The organism is Pseudomonas sp. GZJR-8 (assembly GCF_002916705.1).
In the GTDB taxonomy this organism is placed as follows: Bacteria; Pseudomonadota; Gammaproteobacteria; order Pseudomonadales; family Pseudomonadaceae; genus Aquipseudomonas; species Aquipseudomonas synxantha_A.
In genome coordinates this window covers 138,296-163,302 of the sequence record NZ_JXSI01000009.1, presented here as the reverse complement: position 1 = coordinate 163,302, position 25,007 = coordinate 138,296, and the positions used below count along the sequence as shown (strand labels likewise).

At 61.4% G+C, this 25,007-nt stretch carries 25 protein-coding genes; 14 read left to right on the top strand and 11 right to left on the bottom strand.

All coding sequences use genetic code 11. From position 1 onward, the window contains the following. Positions 1 to 25: 25 nt before the first annotated feature. A complete protein-coding gene (locus TK42_RS18560) occupies positions 26 to 685 on the bottom strand; it encodes a YciC family protein (RefSeq protein ID WP_005791669.1) in 660 nt (219 codons plus the stop codon). Between the two features lie 183 nt (positions 686 to 868). Between TK42_RS18560 and TK42_RS18555 the strand changes: the two genes are divergently transcribed. The 3 genes from TK42_RS18555 to TK42_RS18545 all read left to right on the top strand — a co-directional run bounded on the left by TK42_RS18555 (position 869) and on the right by TK42_RS18545 (position 2,834). Then, positions 869 to 1,594, top strand: coding sequence for a DUF2076 domain-containing protein (locus tag TK42_RS18555; RefSeq protein ID WP_103734839.1), 726 nt, complete (start codon positions 869 to 871; stop codon positions 1,592 to 1,594). Between the two features lie 120 nt (positions 1,595 to 1,714). Beyond that, positions 1,715 to 2,191: an NYN domain-containing protein gene (locus tag TK42_RS18550; RefSeq protein ID WP_005791666.1), complete on the top strand. Its 477-nt coding sequence runs from the start codon at positions 1,715 to 1,717 to the stop codon at positions 2,189 to 2,191. A gap of 31 nt (positions 2,192 to 2,222) precedes the next feature. Then, positions 2,223 to 2,834, top strand: coding sequence for a PolC-type DNA polymerase III (locus TK42_RS18545; protein WP_032879341.1), 612 nt, complete (start codon positions 2,223 to 2,225; stop codon positions 2,832 to 2,834). 140 nt (positions 2,835 to 2,974) lie between these two features. Here TK42_RS18545 and TK42_RS18540 read toward each other — a convergent pair whose 3' ends face one another. Beyond that, positions 2,975 to 3,286, bottom strand: a complete 312-nt coding sequence (locus TK42_RS18540; protein ID WP_032879343.1) for a DUF3077 domain-containing protein — start codon at positions 3,284 to 3,286, stop codon at positions 2,975 to 2,977. A 404-nt stretch (positions 3,287 to 3,690) separates the two neighbouring features. Further along, a complete protein-coding gene (locus TK42_RS18535) occupies positions 3,691 to 4,152 on the bottom strand; it encodes an Lrp/AsnC family transcriptional regulator (RefSeq protein ID WP_005791661.1) in 462 nt (153 codons plus the stop codon). Positions 4,153 to 4,313: 161 nt separating this feature from the next. Here TK42_RS18535 and yedA point away from each other — a divergent pair, with 161 nt between their 5' ends. Together yedA and TK42_RS18525 are read left to right on the top strand one after the other, a co-directional pair. Further along, positions 4,314 to 5,210: a drug/metabolite exporter YedA gene (gene yedA, locus TK42_RS18530; protein WP_103734838.1), complete on the top strand. Its 897-nt coding sequence runs from the start codon at positions 4,314 to 4,316 to the stop codon at positions 5,208 to 5,210. Between the two features lie 48 nt (positions 5,211 to 5,258). Further along, a complete protein-coding gene (locus tag TK42_RS18525; RefSeq protein WP_103734837.1) occupies positions 5,259 to 6,593 on the top strand; it encodes a DEAD/DEAH box helicase in 1,335 nt (444 codons plus the stop codon). A 120-nt stretch (positions 6,594 to 6,713) separates the two neighbouring features. Here the strand turns inward: TK42_RS18525 and TK42_RS18520 are convergent, their stop codons facing one another. Then, complete coding sequence (locus TK42_RS18520) at positions 6,714 to 7,940, bottom strand: TIGR03862 family flavoprotein (RefSeq protein ID WP_103734836.1); 1,227 nt, start codon at positions 7,938 to 7,940, stop codon at positions 6,714 to 6,716. Positions 7,941 to 8,111: 171 nt separating this feature from the next. Beyond that, positions 8,112 to 9,032 (bottom strand): histone deacetylase, encoded by a 921-nt coding sequence (locus TK42_RS18515; RefSeq protein WP_005791657.1) that lies wholly within the window; start codon positions 9,030 to 9,032, stop codon positions 8,112 to 8,114. A gap of 76 nt (positions 9,033 to 9,108) precedes the next feature. Between TK42_RS18515 and TK42_RS18510 the strand changes: the two genes are divergently transcribed. Genes TK42_RS18510 through TK42_RS18500 form a run of 3 tightly spaced genes read left to right on the top strand, consistent with a single transcriptional unit; the run spans position 9,109 to position 11,170 of the window. Beyond that, positions 9,109 to 9,678 carry a GNAT family N-acetyltransferase gene (locus TK42_RS18510; protein WP_078822396.1) on the top strand — a complete coding sequence of 190 codons (570 nt, stop codon included), beginning with the start codon at positions 9,109 to 9,111 and terminating at the stop codon, positions 9,676 to 9,678. A 38-nt stretch (positions 9,679 to 9,716) separates the two neighbouring features. Next, positions 9,717 to 10,586: an acyl-CoA thioesterase II gene (gene tesB, locus TK42_RS18505; protein WP_005791655.1), complete on the top strand. Its 870-nt coding sequence runs from the start codon at positions 9,717 to 9,719 to the stop codon at positions 10,584 to 10,586. Beyond that, the gene (locus tag TK42_RS18500; protein WP_032879354.1) at positions 10,583 to 11,170 is read left to right on the top strand and encodes an HAD family hydrolase; all 588 of its coding nucleotides are present in this window, start codon (positions 10,583 to 10,585) and stop codon (positions 11,168 to 11,170) included. The genes tesB and TK42_RS18500 overlap by 4 nt, the downstream gene beginning before the upstream one ends. 132 nt (positions 11,171 to 11,302) lie before the next feature. Here TK42_RS18500 and TK42_RS18495 read toward each other — a convergent pair whose 3' ends face one another. Genes TK42_RS18495 through TK42_RS18485 form a run of 3 tightly spaced genes read right to left on the bottom strand, consistent with a single transcriptional unit; the run spans position 11,303 to position 13,621 of the window. Further along, the gene (locus TK42_RS18495; protein WP_103734835.1) at positions 11,303 to 12,277 is read right to left on the bottom strand and encodes a hypothetical protein; all 975 of its coding nucleotides are present in this window, start codon (positions 12,275 to 12,277) and stop codon (positions 11,303 to 11,305) included. Continuing rightward, the gene (locus TK42_RS18490) at positions 12,278 to 13,165 is read right to left on the bottom strand and encodes a neutral zinc metallopeptidase (RefSeq protein ID WP_032879358.1); all 888 of its coding nucleotides are present in this window, start codon (positions 13,163 to 13,165) and stop codon (positions 12,278 to 12,280) included. Between the two features lie 45 nt (positions 13,166 to 13,210). Beyond that, positions 13,211 to 13,621 (bottom strand): membrane lipoprotein lipid attachment site-containing protein, encoded by a 411-nt coding sequence (locus TK42_RS18485; protein WP_005791651.1) that lies wholly within the window; start codon positions 13,619 to 13,621, stop codon positions 13,211 to 13,213. A 184-nt stretch (positions 13,622 to 13,805) separates the two neighbouring features. Between TK42_RS18485 and TK42_RS18480 the strand changes: the two genes are divergently transcribed. Continuing rightward, positions 13,806 to 14,684, top strand: a complete 879-nt coding sequence (locus TK42_RS18480; protein ID WP_005791650.1) for a DMT family transporter — start codon at positions 13,806 to 13,808, stop codon at positions 14,682 to 14,684. 1 nt (position 14,685) lies between these two features. Here the strand turns inward: TK42_RS18480 and TK42_RS18475 are convergent, their stop codons facing one another. Next, the gene (locus TK42_RS18475) at positions 14,686 to 16,020 is read right to left on the bottom strand and encodes an MFS transporter (protein WP_032879362.1); all 1,335 of its coding nucleotides are present in this window, start codon (positions 16,018 to 16,020) and stop codon (positions 14,686 to 14,688) included. Between the two features lie 226 nt (positions 16,021 to 16,246). On the opposite strand from TK42_RS18475, the gene quiC reads away from it, so the two are divergent. Both quiC and TK42_RS18465 read left to right on the top strand, forming a co-directional pair. Further along, positions 16,247 to 18,148, top strand: a complete 1,902-nt coding sequence (gene quiC, locus TK42_RS18470) for a 3-dehydroshikimate dehydratase QuiC (RefSeq protein ID WP_032879364.1) — start codon at positions 16,247 to 16,249, stop codon at positions 18,146 to 18,148. 75 nt (positions 18,149 to 18,223) lie between these two features. Beyond that, the gene (locus tag TK42_RS18465) at positions 18,224 to 18,889 is read left to right on the top strand and encodes a TetR/AcrR family transcriptional regulator (protein WP_032879366.1); all 666 of its coding nucleotides are present in this window, start codon (positions 18,224 to 18,226) and stop codon (positions 18,887 to 18,889) included. Positions 18,890 to 18,969: 80 nt separating this feature from the next. Here the strand turns inward: TK42_RS18465 and TK42_RS18460 are convergent, their stop codons facing one another. Together TK42_RS18460 and aroQ are read right to left on the bottom strand one after the other, a co-directional pair. Next, entirely contained in the window at positions 18,970 to 19,818 is an 849-nt protein-coding gene (locus TK42_RS18460; protein ID WP_103734834.1) for a shikimate dehydrogenase, read from the bottom strand. Continuing rightward, the gene (gene aroQ, locus TK42_RS18455) at positions 19,818 to 20,264 is read right to left on the bottom strand and encodes a type II 3-dehydroquinate dehydratase (protein ID WP_078822389.1); all 447 of its coding nucleotides are present in this window, start codon (positions 20,262 to 20,264) and stop codon (positions 19,818 to 19,820) included. Before aroQ ends, TK42_RS18460 begins: the two co-directional genes overlap by 1 nt. A 205-nt stretch (positions 20,265 to 20,469) precedes the next feature. On the opposite strand from aroQ, the gene TK42_RS18450 reads away from it, so the two are divergent. From TK42_RS18450 to TK42_RS18440, 3 genes are all read left to right on the top strand, one after another. Further along, positions 20,470 to 20,991 carry an RNA polymerase sigma factor gene (locus TK42_RS18450; protein ID WP_032879370.1) on the top strand — a complete coding sequence of 174 codons (522 nt, stop codon included), beginning with the start codon at positions 20,470 to 20,472 and terminating at the stop codon, positions 20,989 to 20,991. 63 nt (positions 20,992 to 21,054) lie between these two features. Further along, positions 21,055 to 22,053, top strand: coding sequence for a FecR family protein (locus tag TK42_RS18445; RefSeq protein WP_103734833.1), 999 nt, complete (start codon positions 21,055 to 21,057; stop codon positions 22,051 to 22,053). A gap of 222 nt (positions 22,054 to 22,275) precedes the next feature. After that, entirely contained in the window at positions 22,276 to 24,933 is a 2,658-nt protein-coding gene (locus TK42_RS18440) for a TonB-dependent receptor (protein ID WP_103734832.1), read from the top strand. Positions 24,934 to 25,007 lie beyond the last annotated feature (74 nt).

The following is a 25,007-nucleotide window of genomic DNA, read 5'->3' as shown; positions in this document are numbered from 1 at the left end:
CGTGTCAGAAGAGGCACGGAGCATATCACCGCGCGTCGGCGTCGCCACCGATCAACATGAATAAACGGAACAGCACCACGCTGGTAAACAACTGCAGGAAGCTGTGCGCACTGTCCATCAACAGCCCCAGCAGCGGCGCGGGCTCGGGATACGCCGCCACGCTGGCACCCTTGAGCAGCCACAACGGCGTCATCACGCACAGCAGGCACACCAGGATTCGCCAGAAATGCCCGCGGGTCAGGCGAAAACTCTCCTTCATCGCCTCCAGGGCCGGCATACCGCGCAGCACCAGCAGGTATTCGGCAAACGCCAACACCACCATCAGCCACAAGCCCGGCAGGAAATACAGCGACAGGCCCAGCAATATCAACAACGTGCTCATGGCCGTCAGCAGGGCGAAGCGCGGCCACAGGCTCAATGCCATAGCCCATACATCCTTGGTGCGTGGTGACTCGCCACGGGTGCGGGCGTCGAGAAACAGGATCAGGGCGCCGGTGTACAGCGGGTACACCAATAAACCCACGACCACGCTGTAGCCGGGAAACGCATCCGGGCCCAGCGTGTGGTCCAGTATTTGTTGCAGCAGGGCTTCAAGGATCACCAACGGCAGGCACAACTGCACGATGGCGCCCAGGTTGCGCTGGGTAAAACGCAAGGAGTCGCGCAAAACGTCTAACGGATTCATCAGGGTCATCACAGGCCTGGAAGCAGAGGGCCACACTTTAACCGATCAGGGTCCAAAGGGGCGCAAACGTAAACCTTGAGTAAAGACCATTGAAACAACTCGTAACATCCCCATAACTGGAAGGCACCCGGCCTGATCACAGGCGGGACCGGAATTTTTTATCGGCAATCTAACGAGGTCGCCATGAACAGCGAAGAGCAAACCCTGATCGATGGACTGTTTTCACGGTTGCAGCAAGCCGAAACGGACTCAGCCCCCCGCGACGCCCAGGCCGAAGCGCGGATCAAGGAGCACATGACTCGCCAGCCGGCCGCCGGCTACTACATGACCCAGTCATTGCTGGTGCAGGAACATGCGCTCCAGGCTCTGGATGCGCAAAACAAGCAACAGGCGCAACAGATCCAGCAATTGCAGGACGAACTGCAGCGGGCCAAGTCGGCGCAACCGGCGCCGGCCAGTGGTGGTGGGTTCCTGTCGAGCATCTTTGGCGGTAGCTCCCGTGAGCCACAGCCTGCGCCGAACAACTCCGGTGGCGGCTGGCGTGAGCCGGCGCGGCCGTCGTTCAACCAGCCAGCACCGCAGCAAAACTATCAGCCGCCGCAAGCACCGGCTGGCGCACCCGTGGGCAGCGGTTTCCTCGGCGGCGCCATGAAGACCGCTGCCGGTGTGGCCGGTGGTGTGTTGCTCGCCGAAGGCATCAGCAGCCTGTTCCACCATAATCAGCAGCCACAGGTGGTGGAAGAAATCATCGAACAACCGGCACCGGCCAGTGACCAGGGTGACTGGGGCAACGATGACCAGAAGTTTGCCGGCAATGATAGTTGGGGCAGCAACAATGCCGACAGCTTCGCTGACAGCGATTATTCCGACGATTCCTCTTCCTTTGGCGACGACGATTCTTTCGTCTGACACCTCTTGGCCCGGGGCGCCACGGCGCTCCGGTCTGATTTTTTCCCGGAAACGCTCCCTTGGCTGGCATACTGGCGCCCTTTCCGGGCGCTGGCGCCTGGCTGTCCAAGAGGAAGTGCGGTGAAGAAAATTGCAGTGTTCGCCGATGTACAAAACCTCTACTACACCGTGCGCCAAGCCTATGGCTGCCACTTCAACTACGCCGCCCTGTGGGCTGACATCAGCGCTCGCGGGCAGATTGTCGAGGCGTACGCGTATGCCATCGACCGTGGCGACAGCAAGCAGCAGCAATTCCAGCAGATCCTGCGCAACCTGGGCTTTACGGTAAAACTCAAGCCGTATATCCAGCGCAGCGATGGCTCGGCCAAGGGCGACTGGGACGTGGGCATCACCCTCGACATCATGGACGCCGCCGACCATGTCGACGAAATCGTACTGGCCTCCGGTGACGGCGATTTCGACATGCTGCTCGAACGCATCATCCAAAAGCATGGCGTGCGGGCCGTGGCCTACGGCGTGCCGGGGCTGACGGCCAACTCATTGATACGCGCCGCCAGCCACTACGTGCCGATCGAAGGCGCGTTGTTGCTCAAATAGAAATAGATTGTTGAATGGAGTTGGAGCAGGTTTGGAACGTATAGCGGTCATCGACTTTGAAACCACCGGCATCACCCCCAGCAGCCAATGCCGGGCCACGGAGATTGGCGTGGTCATCCTCGAGCGCGGTCAAATCGTGGACCGCTACCAGAGCCTGATGAACGCCGGTGTGCGCGTACCGGCCTTTATCGAACAGCTCACCGGCATCAGCAACGCCATGCTGCGCGGTGCGCCACCGGCTGAGCGAGTGATGAACGAGGTCAATGAGTTCGTCGGCACCACGCCCTTGATGGCGCACAACGCCGCCTTCGACCAGAAGTTCTGGGACTATGAGCTCGGCCTGATCCGCCGCACCCGCCTGCAGAAATTCGCCTGCTCCCTGCTGCTGGCCCGCCGCCTGATGCCGGCTGCGCCCAACCACAAGCTCGGCACCCTCAACGCCTACGCCAAACTGCCCCACACCGGCCAGGCTCACCGGGCGCTGGCGGATGCGGAAATGGCCGCCAACCTCACGGCGCACCTGGCCCAGCAACTGCGCCAGACCCACGGCCTGCGCGAACTGTCCCATGACCTGTTATGCACCTTGCAGAAAGTACCTGCCGCCAAAATCAATGAGCACCTGAAAAAGCATCGCGGGTTCTAAACCAGCCACCCTCTCAAGCACACCAAAGATCCAAATGTGGGAGGGGGCTTGCTCCCGATAGCAGTGTGTCAGCTAAAAATAAGCTGGCTGATACACCGCCATCGGGAGCAAGCCCCCTCCCACATTTAGTGATGCGGCGCCTATCGAGGCTGTGTGCACGCCAACGCCTGGTCCACCACTCCCTTCGCCATCTCCACCAAATGCATCACCGCCCGCTGCGGCGCCTTCATCACCTCTCCCGACCCATGGGCCGTCTCCACCGCGCAATGCAACAAATCCGCCGCATGGGCCAGGGCGTCTTCGAAGCTCAGGTTGTCATTCAGGATAAAAATGGGCGCATCCGGGGCGGATGCCTTGAGGTAGTAGTCGATGGCACGACGGTGGAGCAGGGCGTCTTCGCTGAGGAAGTCGGTTTTGGACTTGGGTGGATCGGGGGTGACTTTTTTGACCATGGTGAAACTCCTTGCTGGAAGAAGTCGACACCGTTCGCTTGCACGCGAATTAGGGTGGCAACTGTGCGTAGGTGTGCAAGACCGGGGCAAGGATCCAAACCCAGCAGGCCCGAAGGCCTCCCACGCACAGCCGCCATAACAGGCATATCGGCTGCAGGTTTATTTATGATCTTGCTTGCCATCGGACTTGCACGTCCGGTCACCGAACATTCGATGACAGGGCGAGACTAGCTACCGAATCCGACGGAAACAAGGCCGTGGGATTCTCTCGGAAACGTCCCGCAAATGAAAGAGATTGGTCTTGCGATGAAGCTAATGACGCCATCGGGAGCAAGCCCCCTCCCACATTTTGAAGGTGTTCACAGATCAAGTGTGGGAGGGGGCTTGCTCCCGATGGCGGTAGGTCAGCCACCATTTTTCCCATTGGCTTCCAACTGCCCCAACGGCACCCGCCGCTCTATGGCGCTGGACAAAATAATCGAGGTCTTGCTGAACCCGAACTTCGCCACTCGATTAATCAGGTCTTCCAGCTGCGGCATGGTGCCTACCGCCGCTTGCATGATCACGCACGGGTCGCCCGTGACCCGGTGGCATTCGGTCAGTTCGGGAATTTGCGCCAGGGCGTCGTACACCTTCTGGCTGCCGTGATTGGTCAGCCGCAGTTCAATTACGCACTGAATCGGCAAACCGACTTTGGATAGATCCACTTTGGCCTGGTACCCGGTGATCACTCCGCTAGCCTCAAGCTTGGCCACGCGTTCGGCCACGGCGGGGGCGGAGAGGTTCACGGTGCGCGCCAGTTGCGCGTAGGAAGCACGGCCATCTTCAAGCAGGGCGCTGAGCAGCATGCGGTCGTATTTGTCCATGGTAAGGCTCCGGTGGCGCGTGGCTTTCGAAAGCACGGGTTATAGCCCTCATAACCATGGTTTGAAAAGTGTATGGGCGGTTTAAACAGGTTTTGTAACTTAAGTTTATCCACCTTCGTTTCTAGAATAAGTCTCCCTTTTCCTGCCATTAGAGCCGCCCAATGCCTGGCCCACGTCGCTTTCCCTTACCGTTGATCGCCGCCTTTTTCGCGTTGTATGTGATCTGGGGTTCCACTTACCTGGTGATCCGCATCGGTGTGGAGTTCTGGCCGCCGCTGTTGCTGGCGGGGATTCGGTTTTGCACGGCGGGCGCGTTGATGTACGGCTTCCTCAGGTGGCGCGGGGTGCCGGCGCCGAGCTGGCCGCAGTGGAAGGCCGCCGGGATGATCGGCATTTTGTTGCTCACGGTGGGCAATGGTGGTGTCAGCGTGGCCGAACACATGGGTGTGTCGTCCGGTGTGGCGGCATTGGCCGTGGCGACCGTGCCGTTGTTTACCCTGTTGTGCGGGTTTTTCTGGGGCGCGCGTAATACGCGGCTGGAATGGGCCGGGGTGATCCTGGGCATCATCGGCATCGCCATGCTCAATATGGGCAGTACCTTGCAATCAAGCCCATCGGGTGCAGTTTTGCTGTTGGTTGCGGCGGCCTCCTGGGCTTTCGGCTCGGTGTGGAGCCGCCACCTGCCACTGCCCCAGGGCGCCATGGCCAGTGCCGCAGAAATGCTCGTGGCCGGCGTGGCGCTGCTGATTGTCAGCGCGCTGTCGGGCGAGCACCTGCAGGCCATGCCGCCGCTGGAAGGCTGGCTGGCCCTGGCCTACTTGACGGTATTCGGTTCGATCATCGCCTTTAACGCCTACATGTATCTGCTCAAGCATGTGCGTCCGGCAGCGGCGACCAGCTATGCCTACGTGAACCCGGCTGTGGCGGTGTTGCTGGGGATTGTATTCGTCGGTGAGACCATCGGCCTGGAAGAAGCCTTGGCGATGCTGGTGATCATCAGCGCCGTGTTGCTGATCAGCCTGCCCCAGTGGCGCAAGCCCAAGCCGGAAATAAGGTAAACTGCCGCGCATTACGCCCTTGCGCTGAATTTTTCCTACGGTAACTACATGACTTTCGCCACCCTTGGCCTGATCGAACCCTTGCTGCGCGCCCTTGAGACGCTTGGCTACCAGACCCCGACGCCGGTGCAGGCGCAAGCCATTCCGGCGGTGCTGGCCGGTCGCGACCTGATGGCCGCGGCCCAGACCGGCACCGGCAAGACCGCAGGTTTCGCCTTGCCGCTGCTGCAACTGCTGACCATGGAAGGGCCGAAAGTCGCCGCCAACTCGGCGCGTGCGCTGATCCTGTGCCCGACTCGCGAACTGGCCGAGCAGGTTCACGCCAGCGTCGCTGAATATGCCCAGCACCTGCCGCTGACCACCTACGCGGTATACGGCGGGGTAAGCATCAACCCGCAGATGATGAAGCTGCGCAAAGGCGTCGACATTCTGGTCGCCACCCCTGGCCGCCTGATCGACCTGTTCCGCCAGAACGCGCTGAAGCTCAACCAGCTGCAAACCCTGGTGCTGGATGAAGCCGACCGTATGCTCGACCTGGGCTTCTCCGAAGAGCTTGCCAACATTTATCGCATGTTGCCGAAAAAGCGCCAGACCCTGTTGTTCTCTGCGACCTTCTCCGATGACATCCGCCTGTTGGCTGGGCAGATGCTCAACGACCCGCTGAGCATCGAAGTCAGCCCGCGCAACGTCGCTGCCAACACCGTCAAGCAGTGGGTGGTGCCGGTGGACAAGAAGCGCAAGCCTGAACTGTTTGTGCACCTGATGCGCAAGGGCCGTTGGAAGCAGGTATTGGTTTTCGCCAAGACCCGCAACGGCGTGGACGCCCTGGTGGACAAGTTGCAGGGCCTGGGCATCAACGCCGACGGCATCCATGGCGATAAGCCCCAGGCTACCCGCCAACGCGCACTGGACCGCTTCAAGGCCAGCGAGGTGCAAATCCTGGTGGCCACTGATGTGGCGGCCCGTGGCCTGGATATCGAAGACCTGCCGCTGGTGGTCAACTTTGACCTGCCGATCGTGGCCGAGGACTACATCCACCGTATCGGCCGTACCGGGCGTGCGGGCAACACTGGGGAGGCGATCTCCCTGGTGTGCGCTGATGAGGTGAACATGCTCTCGGCGATCGAGATGCTGACCCGCCAGACCCTTACCCGCAAAATGGAAGCGGATTTCGAGCCGGAGCATCGTGTACCGGATACCGATGCCAGCGGGCAGGTGGTGAAGAAGCCGAAAAAACCGAAGAAACCTAAAACGTCCGGTGGTGGCGGCAAGCGCAACCTGGGCAAGTGGGTGGACAGTGGTGACGTGGCGCCGGCTGAGCCGTCGATCAAGCCGGTGCGCAAGGTGCCGGTTTTCAATACCGGGCCGCGTAAGAAGAAGTGATTTTGCGCTGTGGCTGATGGCCTCATCGCAGGCAAGCCAGCTCCCACCTTTAAATTGTGAATACAGTCAAAGGTGGGAGCTGGCTTGCCTGCGATGGCGGCCTTGAATCCAGCGCGGCTCTCAGCGATTAAGCCACTCCAACATCCCCAGCCCAGCCGCTCTGCCACTGGCAAAACACCCCGTCAGCAAATACCCACCAGTGGGCGCCTCCCAGTCCAGCATTTCCCCCGCACAAAACACTCCAGGCAATGGTTTGAGCATCAACCGCTCATCCAGCGCTTCAAACGGCACCCCCCCCGCTGTGCTGATCGCCTCATCCATCGGCCGCGTCCTCACCAATGTCAGCGGCAACGCCTTGATATCCACTGCCAACTGCGCCGGATCGGTGAAGTGTTCAGCGGGCGTCAGCTCGCGCAGCAGGGCTGCTTTCACGCCATCCAACCCCAACTGACTGTGCAAGTGCTTGCTCATCGACCGCGAACCCCGGGGCTTGGCCAATGCGGCCTGCACCTTGTCCAGCGGCTTGCTCGGCAGCAAATCGATATGCACCTTGGCCGAACCGTCGCGGTTGATCGCTTCGCGAATCGGCGCCGACAAGGCGTAAATCAAACTGCCTTCAATGCCGGTGGCGGTGATCACGCATTCGCCCAGCCGAGGCTTGTCATCCCCCAGGCCAATGGCAACGTTTTTCAACGGTGCGCCAGCGAATTTGCTGACCATCAACTCGCTCCACGCCGACACTTCGAACCCGCAGTTGCTCGGTTGCAGGCGCACATAGGGCAGGCCTTTGCCTTCAAACAGGTTCAGCCACGCACCGTCAGAGCCCAGGCGCGACCAACTGCCGCCGCCCAGGGCCAGCAACACCGCGTCGCTGTGGACAACTTTGTCGCCGTCCGGGCTGTGGATAAGTAAATCGCCCTCGGCATTCCAACCGGTCCAACGATGCCGGGTGTGGATAACCACACCTTGATCCCGCAGGCGCTTGAGCCAGGCGCGCAACAGCGGTGCGGCTTTCATATCGGTAGGAAATACGCGGCCGGAGGTGCCGACAAAGGTCTGGATACCCAGGCCATGGATCCATTCGCACAACGCCTCGGCGCCAAAGCTGCGCAACAGCGGCGCCATGTGCGGGGCGCGTTCGGCATAGCGCGACAGGAACGCGGGGTAGGCTTCGGAGTGGGTGATGTTCATGCCGCCGACACCGGCCAGCAGGAACTTGCGCCCCACCGAAGGCATGCCGTCGTACAGGTCGACCCGCACGCCCGCTTGGCTCAAGACTTCGGCAGCCATCAGCCCGGCAGGGCCACCGCCGATAATGGAGACGTGGTGGGCAGAAGTCTGAGGCATGGGCAGGGCTACGGTGATGTGAATAGGCCGAGCATTCTACCCGACCACGACGCCGCTGCCTGATCAAAAAACGTACACTTTCCTACAGGCCATGCGGCCACTCGCGTGCAGCCGCTTACGCTCAAGTTATCCACAGGCCGTTCCACAGGCATTGTGGGTAACGCCCATAGTTCAATGACAGCCTGATGACGTCCACACCCGTTGCGCGCTGTGATGCAGGATGCCGTGACGACGGGCGAGGGCGGGGCGGTCTTTGCTGTAACCGCCGCCGATCACGCCCATCACCGGTATGTCGCGGCCCAGGCAGTGGCGCATCACGCTCTCATCGCGGGCGGCGACGCCTGCGTCTGTCAGCTTGAGGTAACCGAGGGCGTCGTCCTTGTGTACATCCACGCCAGCGTCGTACAGCACCAGGTCGGGCTGGTAGAGCGGCAGCAAATAGTTGAGCGCGTCATCCACTACCTTGAGGTAGTCGGCATCGCCCATGCCCATGGGCAGCGGGATGTCCCAGTCGCTTTGGGCCTTGCGTGCCGGGAAGTTCTTTTCGCAGTGCAGCGACACGGTGATGGCCTCCGGTGTGTCGTGGAGGATGCGTGCAGTGCCATCGCCCTGGTGCACGTCGCAATCGAAGATCAGCACGCGATTGACCCGGCCGCTGGCCAGCAGATAGCGGCTGATCACTGCCAGGTCGTTGAAAATGCAGAATCCCGCCGGATAATCGTAATGGGCATGGTGGGTACCACCGGCCAAATGGCAGGCCAGGCCATGTTCGAGGGCCTGTTCAGCCGCCAGTATCGAGCCACCCACCGCACGCACGGTGCGCCTCGCCAGGGCTTCGCTCCAGGGCAGGCCGAGGCGGCGCTGGTCTTCGCGAGACAGTTCGCCGCCCATGTAGCGTTCGATATACCCAGGTTCATGGGCCAGGGCCAGGATGTCTGCCGGGCACAGCTGCGGGCGCAGCAATTGGCTGTCCTGGGTCAGGCCACTGTCCACCAGGTGGTCACGCAACAGGCGAAACTTGTCCATGGGGAAGCGGTGGTCCGCCGGGAACTCAGGGCTGTAGTCTTCGTGGTAGATCAATGGCAAGGGCATGGGATTTTCTGACGGGAACCTGCGAAGGATCTTAACAGCGCTGTACACTCACGCACATGGCAAGGCAGGGGGACCCATGGAGCCGATACTGGAATTGGAAAGTGCACGGCTGGTGCTGCGTCAATGGCGCGACAGCGACCTGCCGGAATTTGCGCGCATGTGCGCTGACTCGCAGGTGATGCGCTACTTTCCGGCTAAATTGAGCCACTTGGAAAGCGCCGCGCTGATCGGCCGGATTCGCGGGCATTTCGCTGAATATGGCTTTGGTTTCTGGGCGTTGCAGCGCAAAGACACCGGTGAATTTATCGGCGTGACGGGCCTTGCGAATGTCAGCTTCGAAGCGGGCTTCACCCCGGCGGTGGAGATTGGTTGGCGCCTGGCCCGTGAGCATTGGGGCCTGGGCTATGCCAGTGAGGCGGCCTGGACGGCATTGCGCTGCGGCTTTGATCGCTTGCAGCTGGACGAAGTCGTCGCCTTTACCACCGAAGCCAATCTGCCCTCACAAAAAGTCATGCAGGCCATCGGTATGCATTACGATCCGCAGGCAGATTTCGAACACCCCAAAGTCGCAGCCGGTGACCCGCTGCGCCCGCATGTTTTGTACCGCATCACCCGCGCCCAATGGTTGGACACGCTGCACGGATAAGCAGCCCGGAATGCCCTATTGATTGTAGGAGTTGCTCTATGAGCCAAGTATTGGAAGATCTGGTGGACTTGCTGACCCTGGAGCCGATCGAGGAGAACCTCTTTCGCGGCCGTAGCCAGGACCTGGGCTTTCGCCAGTTGTTCGGCGGCCAGGTGCTGGGTCAGTCGTTGTCGGCGGCCAGCCAGACCGTAGAAGAAGCGCGGCATGTGCATTCCCTGCACGGTTATTTCCTGCGCCCTGGCGATGCCGCGTTGCCGGTGGTGTATTCGGTGGACCGTGTGCGCGATGGCGGCAGCTTCAGCACGCGCCGTGTCACCGCGATTCAAAAGGGCCATCCGATCTTTACCTGTACCACCTCGTTCCAGTACGACGAAGCAGGCTTCGAGCACCAGACCACCATGCCGGTGGTGGTGGGCCCGGAGAATCTGCCGTCGGAGCTGGAGCTGACCCAACAGCGTGCGCACCTGATCCCCGAGCACATGCGCGACAAGCTGCTGTGCCCCAAGCCCATCGAAGTGCGCCCGGTCACCGAAAAAGACCCGTTCAACCCGCAGCCGTCCGACCCGGTCAAGTACGTGTGGTTTCGTGCCGACGGCGCCCTGGCGGATTCGCCGGCGCTGCATAAGTACCTGCTGGCCTATGCCTCGGACTTCGGCTTGCTGACCACCTCGTTGCTGCCCCATGGCAAGACCGTGTGGCAGAAAGACATGCAGGTGGCTAGCCTCGACCATGCGCTGTGGTTCCACGCTGACCTGCGCGCCGATGACTGGTTGCTGTATGCCATGGACAGCCCATGGGCCGGCAACTCCCGGGGTTTCTCCCGCGGCAGCGTGTACAACCGCGCCGGGCAACTGGTGGCATCGGTGACCCAGGAAGGCTTGATCCGCCATCGCAAGGACTGGGCATGAGCCTGTCAGACGTTAAACATTGGGTGTTCGACATGGACGGCACGCTGACGGTGGCAGTGCATGACTTTGCCGCCATTCGCGTGGCGTTGGAGATTGCGCCTGAGGACGACATCCTCACGCACCTGGCTGCATTGCCGGCGGATGTTGCGGCAGCCAAACATGCCTGGTTGCTGGAGCATGAGCGCGAGTTGGCGCTGGGTTCGGTCGCGGCCGAAGGTGCCGTTGAGTTGGTAAGGGAATTGGCCGGGCGTGGTTATCGCCTGGGCATCCTGACCCGCAATGCGCGGGAGCTGGCCCATATCACCCTGGATGCGATTGGCTTGGCGGACTGCTTTGCCATTGAGGATGTGCTGGGGCGGGATGACGCGCCGCACAAGCCTGATCCGGGTGGCCTGTTGAAACTGGCGGCGGCCTGGGGGGTAGCGCCGAGCGAGATGGTGATGGTGGGGGATTATCGCTTTGACCTGGATTGTGGCCGGGCGGCGGGGGCCAGGACGGTGTTGGTGAACTTGCCGGATAACCCGTGGCCGGAGTTGGCGGATTGGCATGCCGAGGATTGTGCGGCGCTGCGCCGAATGATCTAACCCAGGCGACGGAGATCAAATGTGGGAGCTGGCTTGCCTGCGATAGCGGTGGGTCAGCTGACACTCTGTCAACTGACAGTCCGTCATCGCAGGCAAGCCAGCTCCCACATTTTTATTGGGTTTCGTCAGTGATTACTGCGTGAACAGCACCTTTTCTCCCTCTGGCGAGGTAAACATCTTATCCCCGTCATGCCCCACCCCCGGCACTTCCACCAGCTTGTGACTCAACTGCGGATGGCGCAGTTTGAGGTAGTCAAAGTAGTTGTGCCCACGAATCAGCCGATACGCACCCTGGGTTTCGGCTTCGCAGCTTTTATCCAGTGCCGGGTGGTTGGGGTCGGTGTCCTGCTGGCCCAACAGGTAAGTGATGTTGCGTGAGACGTAGGCTTTTTCCAGTTGCTGGGCGCCTCGGTCACCCACGTAATCGGGCAGCTTTTGCATGCCGTATTTCCAGTCGTTGAAGCTTGGGCAACTGGCCGTATCGAACGGCACCGGCCGCTGCGGGCTGAAGTAGGCGTAGGACGATGGGTTGGCCACCACGTACCGCAGGCTGATGCCTTCGGTTTGCAGCAACGGGTGGTCATGGCCGGTGAGGGCGAAGCGTTGGACGACCTGGCCGCCACCGGAATGCCCGGCGATCACGATTTCCTTCAGCGCCGGGAACAGCTTGCGGTTGCCCAGGTGCTTGATGATCTGGTCCAGAGCGCCATAAGAACTGACCTGCCCAGGCGCGGTGGAAGCTTCGCCAGCCATCCAGTCGTTGCCCTTCCAACGCAATACCTGATTGCCCAGGTGGTTACGCTTCACGTCCGATTGATTCAGAAACTGCGGCGCGATCACCAGCGTAGTGCCGCCAACCCCGGCATGGGTGGCGGCGTCTATACCGCTTTGCAGATAGGTCTGCGCATTGCGCAGGCGGCCGTGCACGATGATCAGCGCACGTGTGACCTTGGGCAGCGGCTGGCGCCAGTCCTGGCTTACGCCGAGGCTGAGGTCGCCGGCCTCCAGATGAAAGCGATCGGGGCTGACCACCTTGACGCCGTGTTCAGCCGCCAGGGTGCAGCAGGACACGAACACACCCAGCAGCAACCCCAATCGTTTGATCATTTAGAGACTCTTGGCCGCGAAGGTATCGCATTGAGTGATCTGGCCCTGTGCGAAGCCGGTCTTGAACCAGCGTACCCGTTGCGCGGAGGTGCCGTGGGTAAACGAGTCCGGCACCACGCGCCCTTGGCCCTGTTGCTGCAAGCGGTCATCGCCAATGGCGTTGGCTGCATTCAGGGCTTCTTCGATATCGCCGGGCTCCAGCCAGTTCAGGCGTTTTTGCGCCCGATTGGCCCACACCCCGGCAAAGCAGTCGGCTTGCAGCTCCTGGCGTACCAGCAGGCCGCCATCGCCTTCCATCTGCCGACCCTGTTGGCGCGCCGCCTGGATCTTGGACGAGATGCCGAGCAGGGTTTGCACGTGATGCCCGACTTCGTGGGCGATCACGTAGGCCTGGGCGAAATCGCCGGCGGCCTGGAAGCGTTGCGACATTTCGCGGAAGAAATCCAGGTCCAGGTAGACCTGCTGGTCAGCCGGGCAATAGAACGGGCCGCTGGCCGAGGTGGCGCCACCGCAGGCGGAGTTCACCCGGCCACGGAACAGCACCAGCTTGGGGTTCTTGTAGGCCAGGCCGTTTTCCTGGAACACCTGGCCCCAGGTGTCTTCGGTATCACCCAACACCGCGCGCACAAAATCGGCGTGCTCATCATTGGCCGGTGGCGCCTGGCGCGATTGCGAACTCACCGACGGCGCCTGCTCCATCTGCCCCGTCAACTGGCCGAGGATCTGCATCGGGTCCTGGCCGGTCAGCCAGCCAATGCCGACGATCAGCACAATGGCCGTCAGGCTCAGGCCCTTGCCGCCGCCAAAGCGCATACCGCCACCGCCGCCGCCACTGTCATCGCGGGCATCCACCACGTTGTCGCTGCGTCGGCCTTTTTTCCATAGCATGGGAGCATTCCTCTGTGTGCTAACCGTGATTGATTATGGTCGGTATTAACGGCAATAGCCTTCGCCGGTGGTCACGATCAGGCAGTCTTTTTTATCCGCCAGCCATTTCAGGCCGGTGGCGGCGCCGTCTCCGGCGCGCAACAGCTGCGGGCCGTCGGGGCGGGTGAAGGCGATGCCATCTTCGTTCGCTTCACCTTTGAAGGTGCCGGCATCGTCGGCGTCGAGGCCGTATTGCATGGTCAGAAGGTAGTGGCCGCGGCCGATGCTGTCGTCCTTGGCGATGGTCAGGTGCAAGCCTTCGACGCCGATCCATTTGCCGACCCATTGATCGGTGGGGGGCGTTTGCGGCACCAGGGTCGCCTGTACAGACGGCGGCGCCGGCTTGGGGGCTTCCTTGGCTTTATCGCAGGCGGTAAGCAGGGCGAGGGCAGACAGAACAAAGAGGATTTTTTTCATAGCGGCAAGGCCTTGATTAAAAAGTGTGCAACGCCTGGGCGAGCGTGCAGGGTTGGACTCGATTCCAGTGATTTAGTGCGCTGTTCGCCCGCTGTTTGGTTATGCTCTTGGAGCAGGCGCTGGCCCGGCTGCTAGATTACCGGGTTGAGTACCATCGCGTTCAGCCCGCCAGCAAGAGAATTCCATGACTGTCAGTACCCCCCTCTCAGGCGTCAACCATCCCTTCAAAGGCATCCTGCTGATTGTGGTGGCGACGTTCCTGTTCTCCAGCCACGACGCCTTGTCCAAATACCTGGCCGGGTTCTACCCCATTGTGATGGTGGTGTGGGCGCGCTACCTGGTGCACACCCTGCTGATGGCCGGGATCTTCCTGCCGCAATCAGGCTTGCGCGTGCTGCGCAGCAAGCGCCCGGGTATGCAGGTGGTACGTGCCTTGTGCCTGTTGGGCACCAGCCTGTTTTTCACCGCCGCATTGCACTACATCCCATTGGCCGAAGCCACGGCGGTGAACTTCCTCGCGCCGATCCTGGTGACAGCGCTGTCGGTGCCGCTGTTGGGCGAACATGTGACACGCGGCCAGTGGCTGGCGGTGATCTGCGGCTTTATCGGGGTGTTGGTAATCATCCATCCCGGCGGCGAACTGTTCACGCCGGCGGTGCTGTTGCCGTTGTGTTCGGCGACGTTCTTCTGTTTTTACCAACTGTTGACGCGCATCCTCAGTAAGTTCGATACGCCGACCACCAGCAACTTCTTCGCCGGGCTGTGCAATACCCTGGTCATGAGCGCCATGGTGCCGTTCTTCTGGCAGGTGCCGAGCCTGTGGCATGGCGTGCTGATGCTGGCACTGGGGACCTGCGGGATGACCGCACACCTGATGCTCACCCAGGCGTTCCGCTTTGCGGCGCCGGCCTTGCTGGCGCCGTTTGGCTATTGCCAGATTGTGTTTGCGGGGTTGTTGGGCTGGCTGGTGTTCAGCCATACCCCCGATACAACCACGGTGGTGGGTATCGGGGTGATCTGCATGAGCGGGTTGGCCGCTGCCTGGCAGCAGCGGCGCAGGTAGGTCAAAGGTCGACGGTAGGAATCTTGCGCGGTGCCATGAAGTACATCCAGGTCAGCGCAATGAAGTACATCGCCGGGATCAGGGTGAATAACACTGTGTAGTTGTTGTTGGTCACCGTGAGGATATGGCCGACGATCTGGGTCATGAACATGCCGCCGATGGCCGCGCACATGCCGCCGAAGCCGAACACCGTGCTCATCATGTGCTTGGGCGTGTAGTCCATCACCAGGCTCCAGATGTTGGCGGTCCAGGCCTGGTGGGCGCCGATGGCAAGGGAGATGGCGAACACCGCGACCCACAGCTGGCTGGAGCCGGCCGCCATGATCACACCGACGATGCAGCAGGCGAACAGCAGCATCGACAAGAGCCGCGCCTTGATCGAGTTCATCCCGCGGCCGATCAGGAATGACGACAGAATCCCGCCTCCCACGCTGCCGAAGTCGGCGGTCAGGTAAATGATGATCAGCGGAATGCCCATCTGCGTCACGTTGATGCCCAGGTTGTATTGCTGGTTCAAAAACGGCGGCAGCCAGTACAGGTAGAACCAGAACACCGGCGCAGTCAGCGCGTAGGCGATGGCGAAGGCCCAGGTGCCACGCATACGCAGGATGCGGCTGAACGGCACGCGGGGCTGTTCGGGCTCGACTTCCTGTTGCACGTAGTCCAGTTCCGATTGTTTAACGCTTGGGTGGTCTTCCGGGTTGTAGTACTTCAACCCCCAGAACACCAGCCAGATCGCACCGAGTGCCGACATGCACAGGAACGCCGCCTGCCAGCCCCACACGTGCAGGATCAACGGCAGCAGCATCGGTGTCATCATCGCGCCGACGTTGGTGCCGGCGTTGAAGATGCCGGTGGCCACCGCACGTTCTCCCGCCGGGAACCACAAACGTGTGGTCTTGACGCAGGCGGGGTAGTTGGCGGCTTCGGTCAGGCCGAGGATAAATCGGCAAACCATAAAGCCCACCGCCGAAGTGGCCAGACCGTGGGCGCCGGTGGCCAGGCTCCACAGCAGCACGGCGCAAAAGAACACGCGCTTGACGCCTACGCGGTCGATCAGGCGACCTTGCAGCACAAAGCCGATGGCATAGCCGACCTGGAACCAGAAGTTGATGTTGGCGTAGTCCATCGCCGTCCAGCTCATTTCTTTGGCCAGGATCGGTTGCATCACGCCCAGGGCGGCGCGGTCGATGTAATTCAGGGTGGTGGCAAAAAACACCAGGGCCAGCATGCCCCAGCGCGTTTTACCCACGGCCAGGGCACCGCGGATCTTGTCGCCGATGCCGGCGTGCGGGTTGCCCGGGCGCGTGGCCAGGGCTGGATTTTGCAGAGGCATGAGGTCGTACCCGTTTTTTTGAAATTCTTATGGTGTGTTCTGGGTCTTTGTTACATGAGCGAATTGCCCGGTCGATGGTGCGCAGTGGTTAAAAAGTCGTCAATTCGCCAAAGGGGCATAGTGTTCGATAATCGCACCAAAAACTAACCGGTTCGTACATTTTAATTGCTGCCTGTAGGCTGGGGGCGAATAATTTGCCACAAACAACAATTGCCGGGAGTCTTCCATGCAACGTTCTATTGCCACTGTGTCCTTGAGCGGCACCCTGCCGGAAAAGCTTGAGGCTATTGCCGCCGCCGGGTTTGATGGGGTGGAAATCTTCGAGAACGATTTGTTGTATTACGACGGCAGCCCCCGGGAAGTCAGGCAGATGTGCGCCGACCTGGGCATTGCCATCACCTTGTTCCAACCGTTTCGCGACTTCGAAGGATGCCGCCGCGACCGCCTGGCGCGCAACCTGGAGCGCGCCGAGCGCAAGTTTGACTTGATGCAAGAGCTGGGCACCGACCTGGTATTGGTGTGCAGTAATGCCTCGGCCGACAGCGTGGGCGACGAACGTATTCTGCTCGATGACTTGAGCCTGCTGGCCGAACACGCGGGCAAGCGCGGCCTGCGCATCGGCTATGAAGCATTGGCCTGGGGCAAGCATGTGAACACCTGGCAGCAGGTGTGGAACCTGGTGCGCCAGATCGATCACCCAAGCCTGGGCGTGTTGCTCGACAGCTTCCACACCTTGTCGCTCAAGGGCGACCCCAGCGCCATTGCGCAGATCCCCGGCGACAAGATTTTCTTTGTGCAAATGGCCGACGCGCCGATCCTGGCCATGGATGTGCTGGAGTGGAGCCGGCATTTCCGCTGCTTCCCGGGGCAGGGCGAGTTCGACCTGGCGGGCTTTCTTGCTCCAATCATCCAGAGTGGCTACACCGGGCCGTTGTCCCTGGAAATTTTCAACGACGGTTTCCGCGCCGCGCCGACTCGGGCGAATGCGGCGGATGGCTTGCGGTCACTGTTATACCTGGAAGAAAAAACCCGCCAACGCCTGGCTGAACAAGCCCCCGCTGCGCCCGTGGACATCCTGTTTGAAACCCCGGCGGCCAGCGAATATGACGGTATCGAGTTTCTTGAATTTGCCGTGGATGAAAGCCTCGGCGCCAAACTGACCCACTGGCTGGAGCGCCTGGGTTTCGCCAAGGCCGGTCAGCATCGCTCGAAGAATGTGAGCCTGTTGCGCCAGGGTGACATCAACCTGATCCTCAACTGCGAACCCTATTCTTTCGCCCACAACTTTTTCGAGGCCCATGGCCCATCGCTGTGCGCCACCGCGATTCGGGTCAAGGACAGCGCCAAGGCCCTGGAGCGTGCGGTGGCCTACAAGGGCCAGCCTTATCGCGGCCTGGTCGGCCCCAACGAGCTGGAATTGGCCGCGGTGCGTGCGCCGGACGGCAGCCTGATCTACCTGGTGGACCCCAGCGAAGGCGGGCTGTACGACACCGATTTCAACCTGCAAGTGGCCACACCCGCCAGCGGTGGCTTGTTGCGCATCGATCATATGGCCATGGCGCTGCCGGCGGACAGCCTCGACAGTTGGGTGCTGTTCTACAAAAGCCTGCTGGATTTCGAAGCCGATGACGAAGTGGTGCTGCCCGACCCCTACGGCTTGGTGAAGAGCCGTGCGTTGCGCAGCCGTTGCAGTTCGATTCGCCTGCCGCTGAACATCTCCGAAAACCGCAATACGGCGATTTCCCACGCGCTTTCCAGCTATCGCGGTTCGGGCGTGCACCATATTGCCTTCGATTGCGCGGATATTTTCGCCGAGGTGCGCCGGGCCAAAGAGGCCGGCGTACCGTTGTTGGATATTCCACTCAACTATTACGACGACCTGGCGGCGCGCTTCGATTTCGACGATGAGTTCCTCAGTGAGCTGGCGTATTACAACGTGCTGTACGACCGCGACGCCCAGGGCGGTGAGTTGTTTCATGTGTACACCGAGGCGTTCGAAGGGCGGTTTTTCTTCGAGATCATCCAGCGCAAGAACGGCTATGCCGGCTACGGCGCGGCCAACGTAGCGGTGCGTCTGGCGGCGATGGCCAAGTCGCGCAGTGGGGCGGTACGCCAGGCCCGGCTATAACCGCAGGCAGGTGCTTCCTTCGGGAAGCGCCGCGGCCCATAATCAGCGCTTGCAAACAATGGCCGTGAGCGCACCATGACCCCGAGTCCCGATCTCCCCGCGGTAGCTGACGCACCGCGCAAGAGTCGCAAGAACAATCCGGAAAAGACCCGCGAGAATATTCTCCAGGAAGCCATTGTCGAGTTTGTTCAACAGGGCCTGGCCGGCGCTCGCGTGGACGCCATCGCCGAGCGCATCCACACCTCCAAGCGCATGATCTATTACTACTTCGGCAGTAAAGAGCAGTTATACGTCGAGGTATTGGAGAAGCTCTACGGCGATATCCGCAACACTGAAACCCGCATGAACCTCACGGCCCTGGAGCCGCGTGAGGCGATTCGCCGGCTGGTGGAATTCACCTTCGATCACCATGACCAGAACGTGGATTTCGTGCGCATCGTCAGCATCGAAAATATCCACAACGCCGAGTACGTCAAACGCACCGAGACCATCAAGGCGATGAACAGCAAGATCCTCGAAGGGCTGGGCGAGACCTTGCGCCGTGGCGCCGAACTGGGGTTGTTTCGCGAAGGGCTGGAGCCGTTGGACGTGCACCTGTTGATCAATTCGTTCAGCTTTTACCGGGTCTCCAACCGGCATACCTTCAGCGAGATATTCCAGATCGAACTGTCGGATGAGGCGATCAAGCACCGGCACCGGGAGATGATCTGCGAGTCGGTGTTGCGCTACCTGCAAGCCTGAGTTCAGCGCTGGGCCAATGTGGGAGGGGGCAAGTCGAATCGTCGCACCGCCCCTCCCACATTTGAACTCTGTTTCGGCAGTCAGCCATTCATGCTCTGGAAGTGCGCCAGCATCCTGTCTGCATCCGCCACTTCACCGCTGAACAACTCAAACGCCTTCACCGCCTGAAACACCGCCATGTTGCCGCCATCCAGGGTGCGGCAACCCAATGCGCGGGCGTCGCGCAGCAGTTCGGTTTCCAGCGGGAAATACACGATTTCCGCAACCCACAACCCTGCCCGCAACAACGCCGCGGGGACCGGTGTGCCGGGCAGCTTGGTCATGCCCATCGGCGTGGTATTGACTAAACCATCGGCCTCGGCCATCGCATTTTCCAGATCAGTGCCGACCTGGGCACGACCAAGGCCGAAGCGCTGCGCGAGGTTATCCACAAGGTCGCGGGCGCGAGAGGCGTCCACGTCGAAAATGCTCAAGTGCTCAACCCCCTCTGCCAGCAGTGCATGGGCCACCGCTGCGCCTGCGCCACCGGCACCCATCTGCACCACGTGTCGGCGGGCAACGTCATGCAAGTTGCGGCGAAACCCTTCGGCGAAGCCCAGGCAATCGGTGTTGTGGCCGATGCGTTTACCGTCCCTGAACACCACGGTGTTGACTGCACCAATGCCCCGGGCCTCGTCGGACAAGTCATCAAGCAGGGGCAGGATCGCCTGTTTGCACGGGTAGGTAATGTTCAACCCGTTGAAGTGCATCAACTCGGCGGCCCGCAGCAGGTCGGGCAGGGCGTCGAGGTCCAGGTGCAGCGGCTCAAGGTCGATCAGGCGATACAGGTAGCGCAGGCCCTGGGCGTCCCCCTCGTGCTCATGCAGGGCAGGGGTGCGGGAAGCCTGGATACCGGCGCCGATCAGGCCGGCGAGAATGCGCGGTTTCATCAGGCGTATCCCTTGAGTGTCTGGCTGAAGTGCTCCAGCGCCAGGTGGTAGCCGTGGCTGCCAAACCCGGCCAGCACCGCCTTGGCGATGGGCGATACAAATGAATGCTGACGAAACGCTTCGCGCGCGTGCACGTTGGATAAATGCACTTCGATCACCGGCACTTCACTGGCCACCAGCGCATCGCGGATCGCGACCGAGGTGTGGGTCCAGGCTGCCGGGTTGATCACGATACCCGCACAGCGGTTACGGGCGCCGTGGATCCAGTCGAGCAGTTCGCCTTCGTGGTTGGTCTGGCGAAACTCGATTTTCAGCCCGAGTTCAGTGGCGCTGCGGCCACACAGGGCGGCGATGTCAGCCAGGGTTTCATGGCCATAAGTGGCCGGCTCGCGGGTGCCGAGCAGGTTGAGGTTGGGGCCGTTGAGCACCAGCACGATGGGCGGCATAGCGGGATCTCCACAGTTCTTATTGGTTATGTGGGTAAAATGTACTGGTTGGTTAGTTTGGTCAATTGATCGCAGCGGATCTGTGCGGTTATCGAACTGTTATCAACAACCTCTTACGGCCCGATCAGATTAGATATCAATTGAAAATCATTCTCGACAACGCTTAAGATGCCCGCCTGTTTCCTATACATTCCAGGGAGTCGGTTTGTCGGACGTGGATCTCAAGGGCCTGTTTCTCAAGCACGCCGATACCCTGCGCGGGTATCTGGCGCGCAAGGTACGGGACCCGCAATTGGCCGCAGACCTGGTGCAGGAGAGCTTCCTGCGGCTGGCGGAAAAACCGGCCGGTGAGCGCATCGACAACTCCCAGGGCTATCTCTATCGAACGGCAAGCAATCTGCTGATCGACCATATTCGTCAGGAAGCGCGGCGCAAGACCGACACCGTGCCCCATGAGGCGCTGGCCGAGATCGAAGATGACGTGGCCGGGTTGGAGGCTCAGGCAATGGCGCAGCAACAGCGACAGGCATTGAAGCAGGCACTGGCGGAACTGCCGGAGCGCACCCAGCAGATTTTTCGCTTGAACCGTATCGAAGGCATGACCCACGCCCAGGTCGCCCGGCACCTGGCTATCTCCGACAGCTCAGTGCAAAAGCATCTGGCCAAGGCGTTGGCCTATGTGATGCAGCGCTTGCAGGAAGGCGAGGTGGCGCCATCCGACGAATGAATTACCGAAAAATGCCAGGCCAGACGTCAGAGCGTCTACATAACGAAAATTCGAGATTCACACGTGAATAGCCAGGGTCCGCAACAGCACAGCATTACCGAGGCGGCTGCCGAATGGGCGGTGCGCCTGCACGCCGGTGCCCTGAGCGAACAGGAGCAGGCCGAGTTGCGCCAGTGGATCGCCCGCGACAGCCGTCACGAAGGGGCGCTGCGGTTTGCCGAGCAGACCTGGGCGGCATTGGGTGAAGTACATAAGGACGAGCCCGTACACCGACAACGGCCAGCCGCGCCGACCCCGCCCGTGCGCCGCACCAAACGCAGAAGGCCGTGGCAACGTGCAGCCGCTGTGGCGCTGGTCGTGGTGGTGGCCGGCGTCGGCTGGCTACGCGGGCCCGACGTGTTGCTGCACATGCAGGCCGACTACGTCACGCAAAAGGGAGAGGTGCGCACGGTGCACCTGGCGGACGGCAGTAGGGTGGAACTGGATTCCGCCAGCGCCATTCGCCTGGATTACGATGGCGTGCAGCGGGGTATCAGCCTGCTCCAGGGCTCGGCGGTTTTTGATGTGGCGCCGATGAAAGGCGAAGAAACCCGGCCGTTCGTGGTGCACAGCGCCGGGGGCCAGACCCGGGCGCTGGGCACGCGGTTTGTGGTCGAGCGTGAGGGCCAGAGCCAGGCCTGGGTCGGTGTGCTGCAGCACAGCGTCGAGGTGTCTATGCAGGCCTCACCGACCACAGGCCCGGTCGAGCGCGTTGTGCAGCAAGGCCAGGCTGCGCGTTACAGCCTAAGTGACGGCGTGGTCAGCCTTGATCAGTTTGATGTGGACCGCGCCACCAGTTGGCGGCGCGGTGTGTTGATCTTCGACCGCCAGCCGTTGGCCAAGGTTATCGAGCAACTCAACCGTTACCGCCCCGGGCGGGTAGTGTTGACCGACGCGGCCTTGGGTGAGCGCGAAGTCAGCGGTGTCTTCCGCCTGGACATGCTCGACAGCGCACTCGCCACCCTGACCCAGGAACTTCAAGTGCAACGCTTGGACCTGGCCGGCCTCAGCCTGATCTATTGACCTTTCGCGTTATCGGCAGCAGCTCTGTCCTGTGGCGAGCAAGCTTGCTTGCGACTGCTGCGCAGTCGAACGGGAGCAAGCTCCCCCGCCACACGCGGGCTGGTTTTCAAACCCTCATTAAAAATTTCTAAAAAGCCTTACTGACTTCTCGCGTCTCGCGCGTCTTGCTAGGTGAGAAGCATTCGCATAAACAAAAAACGCTTAGCGCAGGGATAACCACACATGTCAGCACTCACCAAGGGGCGTATCACCGGCAGCCGGTTGGCCCTGGCCATTCACTTGGGATTGTTTGCCGTCGCCGCGCCGGTGCATGCCGTGCAGCCTGCGGCTGGCGCAGCCCAATCCGCTGTGTTGAGGTTCGACATTCCTGCGCAATCCCTGGGCAGTGCAGTACTGGCGTTCGCGGATCAGGCGGGCCTGCAAGTGCTGTTCGACAGCCAGCGCCTGCAAGGGTTGAGCAGCTCCGCGCTCAAGGGCAGCTTCGACGTGCAGGAAGGTCTTGGCCGCCTGCTGGGTGCCGCACCGGTTGAATATCGTTTCACCGGCGAGCGCCAGGTCACCTTGACCCGCGTCGAGCAACAGGCCGGAGCGCTGGCCTTGGGGACCACCACCATCACCGGCCTGCACAAGCAGGACTGGGTGTATTCAACACCACGTTCGGTCAGCGTGGTCGATCGCGAGCAACTGGACCGCAACCCGCCACGCCATGCTGCCGAGATGCTCGAAGAGGCGCCCGGCGTCTACTCCGCCGTCAGCCAGCAAGACCCTGGCCTGTCCGTGAATATCCGCGGTATCCAGGACTATGGCCGGGTCAATATGTCGGTCGATGGTATGCGCCAGAATTACCAGCAGAGCGGCCACCAGCAACGCAATGGCACGCTGTATGTCGACCCAGAGTTGTTGTCCGAAGTGGTGATCGAAAAGGGCGCGACCTCAACCCAAGGCGGGGCTGGCGTGATTGGCGGGGTGGCCAATTTCCGTACCGTGGAGGCCGCCGACCTGCTCAAGGACGGCAAGCAAATCGGCGGGCGCATTCGCCTCACCACCGGGTTGGGCGGGCGCAGCAACGGCACGCACTTTATCGGCAGTTCGGCGTTTGCCGTGGGGACCGACGTGTGGGACATGTTGGTGGCCGCCAGTGAGCGTCACCTGGGCGATTACAACCCCGGCACCAAGGGCAGCATCGGCGAGCTGCGTACCGGTGCGGCGTACATGCCGGCCAGTGAAGAGCGCATCAAGCACAGCACGGTCGCCTATTCAGGCTCGGTGATGCGCTCGCGCCTGCTCAAGCTGGGGCTCAACCTGCCAGTTGATCAGCGTCTGCAACTGAGCTACCTGGTCACCGAGGTCGACTACGACGACGTCAACATGATGACCGCCGAAAAGTCCCAGTTGTGGGAAAAGCTCGGCAGCAGCAACGTCAAGGCGCAGAACTTCGCGCTGGATTACAGCTATGCACCGGACAACCCGCTGATCGACTTCAAGGCCAAGCTTTACCATGTGGATACGCGCAATGACCAATCCACGCTGGCCAGGGGGATCAGCAAGGGTTACGACGTTACCTATCAAACCAATACCTATGGCGTGCAGGCGCAGAACACCTCGACCTTTGCCCTGACCGAGCTGGCCGCACTCAAGGCCAACTACGGGCTGGAGTTTTTCTACGATAAGGTTCGGCCCGATTCCAACCAGGCCGTAGAAGCCGGCTCGGCGCTGACGGCGTCGGCGGCGGAAAGCATCACGCCCAAAGGCGACCGCGCGATGGGCAGCGTGTTCGGGCGCCTGGATCTGGACTACGACGGTTGGCTGAACCTCAACGCCGGCTTGCGTTATGACCGCTATCGGCTGCGCGGCGAAACCGGCTTGAACACCCGCACGTTCATCCTCGGCACCACCCGCCAGATTGGGGTGCCGGTCAATTACGACGTAGATCGCGAGGAGGGCCGCTTCTCCCCGACCTTCGGCCTGTCGATCAAGCCCGGCGTCGATTGGTTGCAGCTCTTCGCCACCTACGGCAAGGGCTGGCGTCCGCCGGCGGTGACCGAAGCCCTGGTCAGCGGTCGGCCCCATGGCGGTGGTTCGGAGTCGATTCTCCCCAACCCCTACCTCAAGCCGGAGCGATCCACTGCGTGGGAAGTCGGGTTCAATGTGCTCAAACAAGACCTGCTGTTCGCCGATGATCGCGCGGGCATGAAAGTGTCGTACTTCAACACCCGGGTCGATGACTTTTCCTATATGGCCCTGGGCGTGCAGCCACCCGGTTATGGCAACGTCAATATCGGCAGTGCGGCCTACGTCAACAACCTGGAAACCACGCGTTTTCGTGGCCTTGAGTACCAGCTCGATTACGACGCCGGCTTTGCCTACGGCCAGTTCAACTACACGCGGATGCTCGGCAGCAACAAGTTTTGCAGCAAAACCGCCTGGCTCGGCGGCGTGACCAAAACCCAGAAGCGGCCCGGCAACCGGGCGCCGGTGGATGCGATGGTACCGGACGATGCGGCCAATGCCGGCGTGGGTTGCAGCGCGATCCTGGGCTCTTCCGAACACATGCCCATGGACCGTGGCACCGCCACCCTGGGCGCACGGTTCCTTGAACGCAAGCTGGATGTGGGCGTGCGCGCTCGCTACAGCGCGGGCTACTACGTCAAAGGCGCCGCCGGGGTGACCACCGCGCAAACCGGCGTCTATCCCGCCGACTGGAAGCCCTACACCGTCTATGACTTTTACGGCAGTTACCGCGCCACCGATCAACTGACCCTGCGCCTGGCCATGGAAAACGTCACCGATCGCGCCTATCTGGTGCCGTTGGGCGATGTGCTGGCCTTCACCCTGGGCCGTGGGCGCACGTTGCAGGGCACCGTTGAATATCAGTTCTGACCGCTTTTGCCCAGTAACGGGCAAAACCACAGCAGGCACTGGCTTGCTGCGGAGTGACCACCCAATGACTTGGA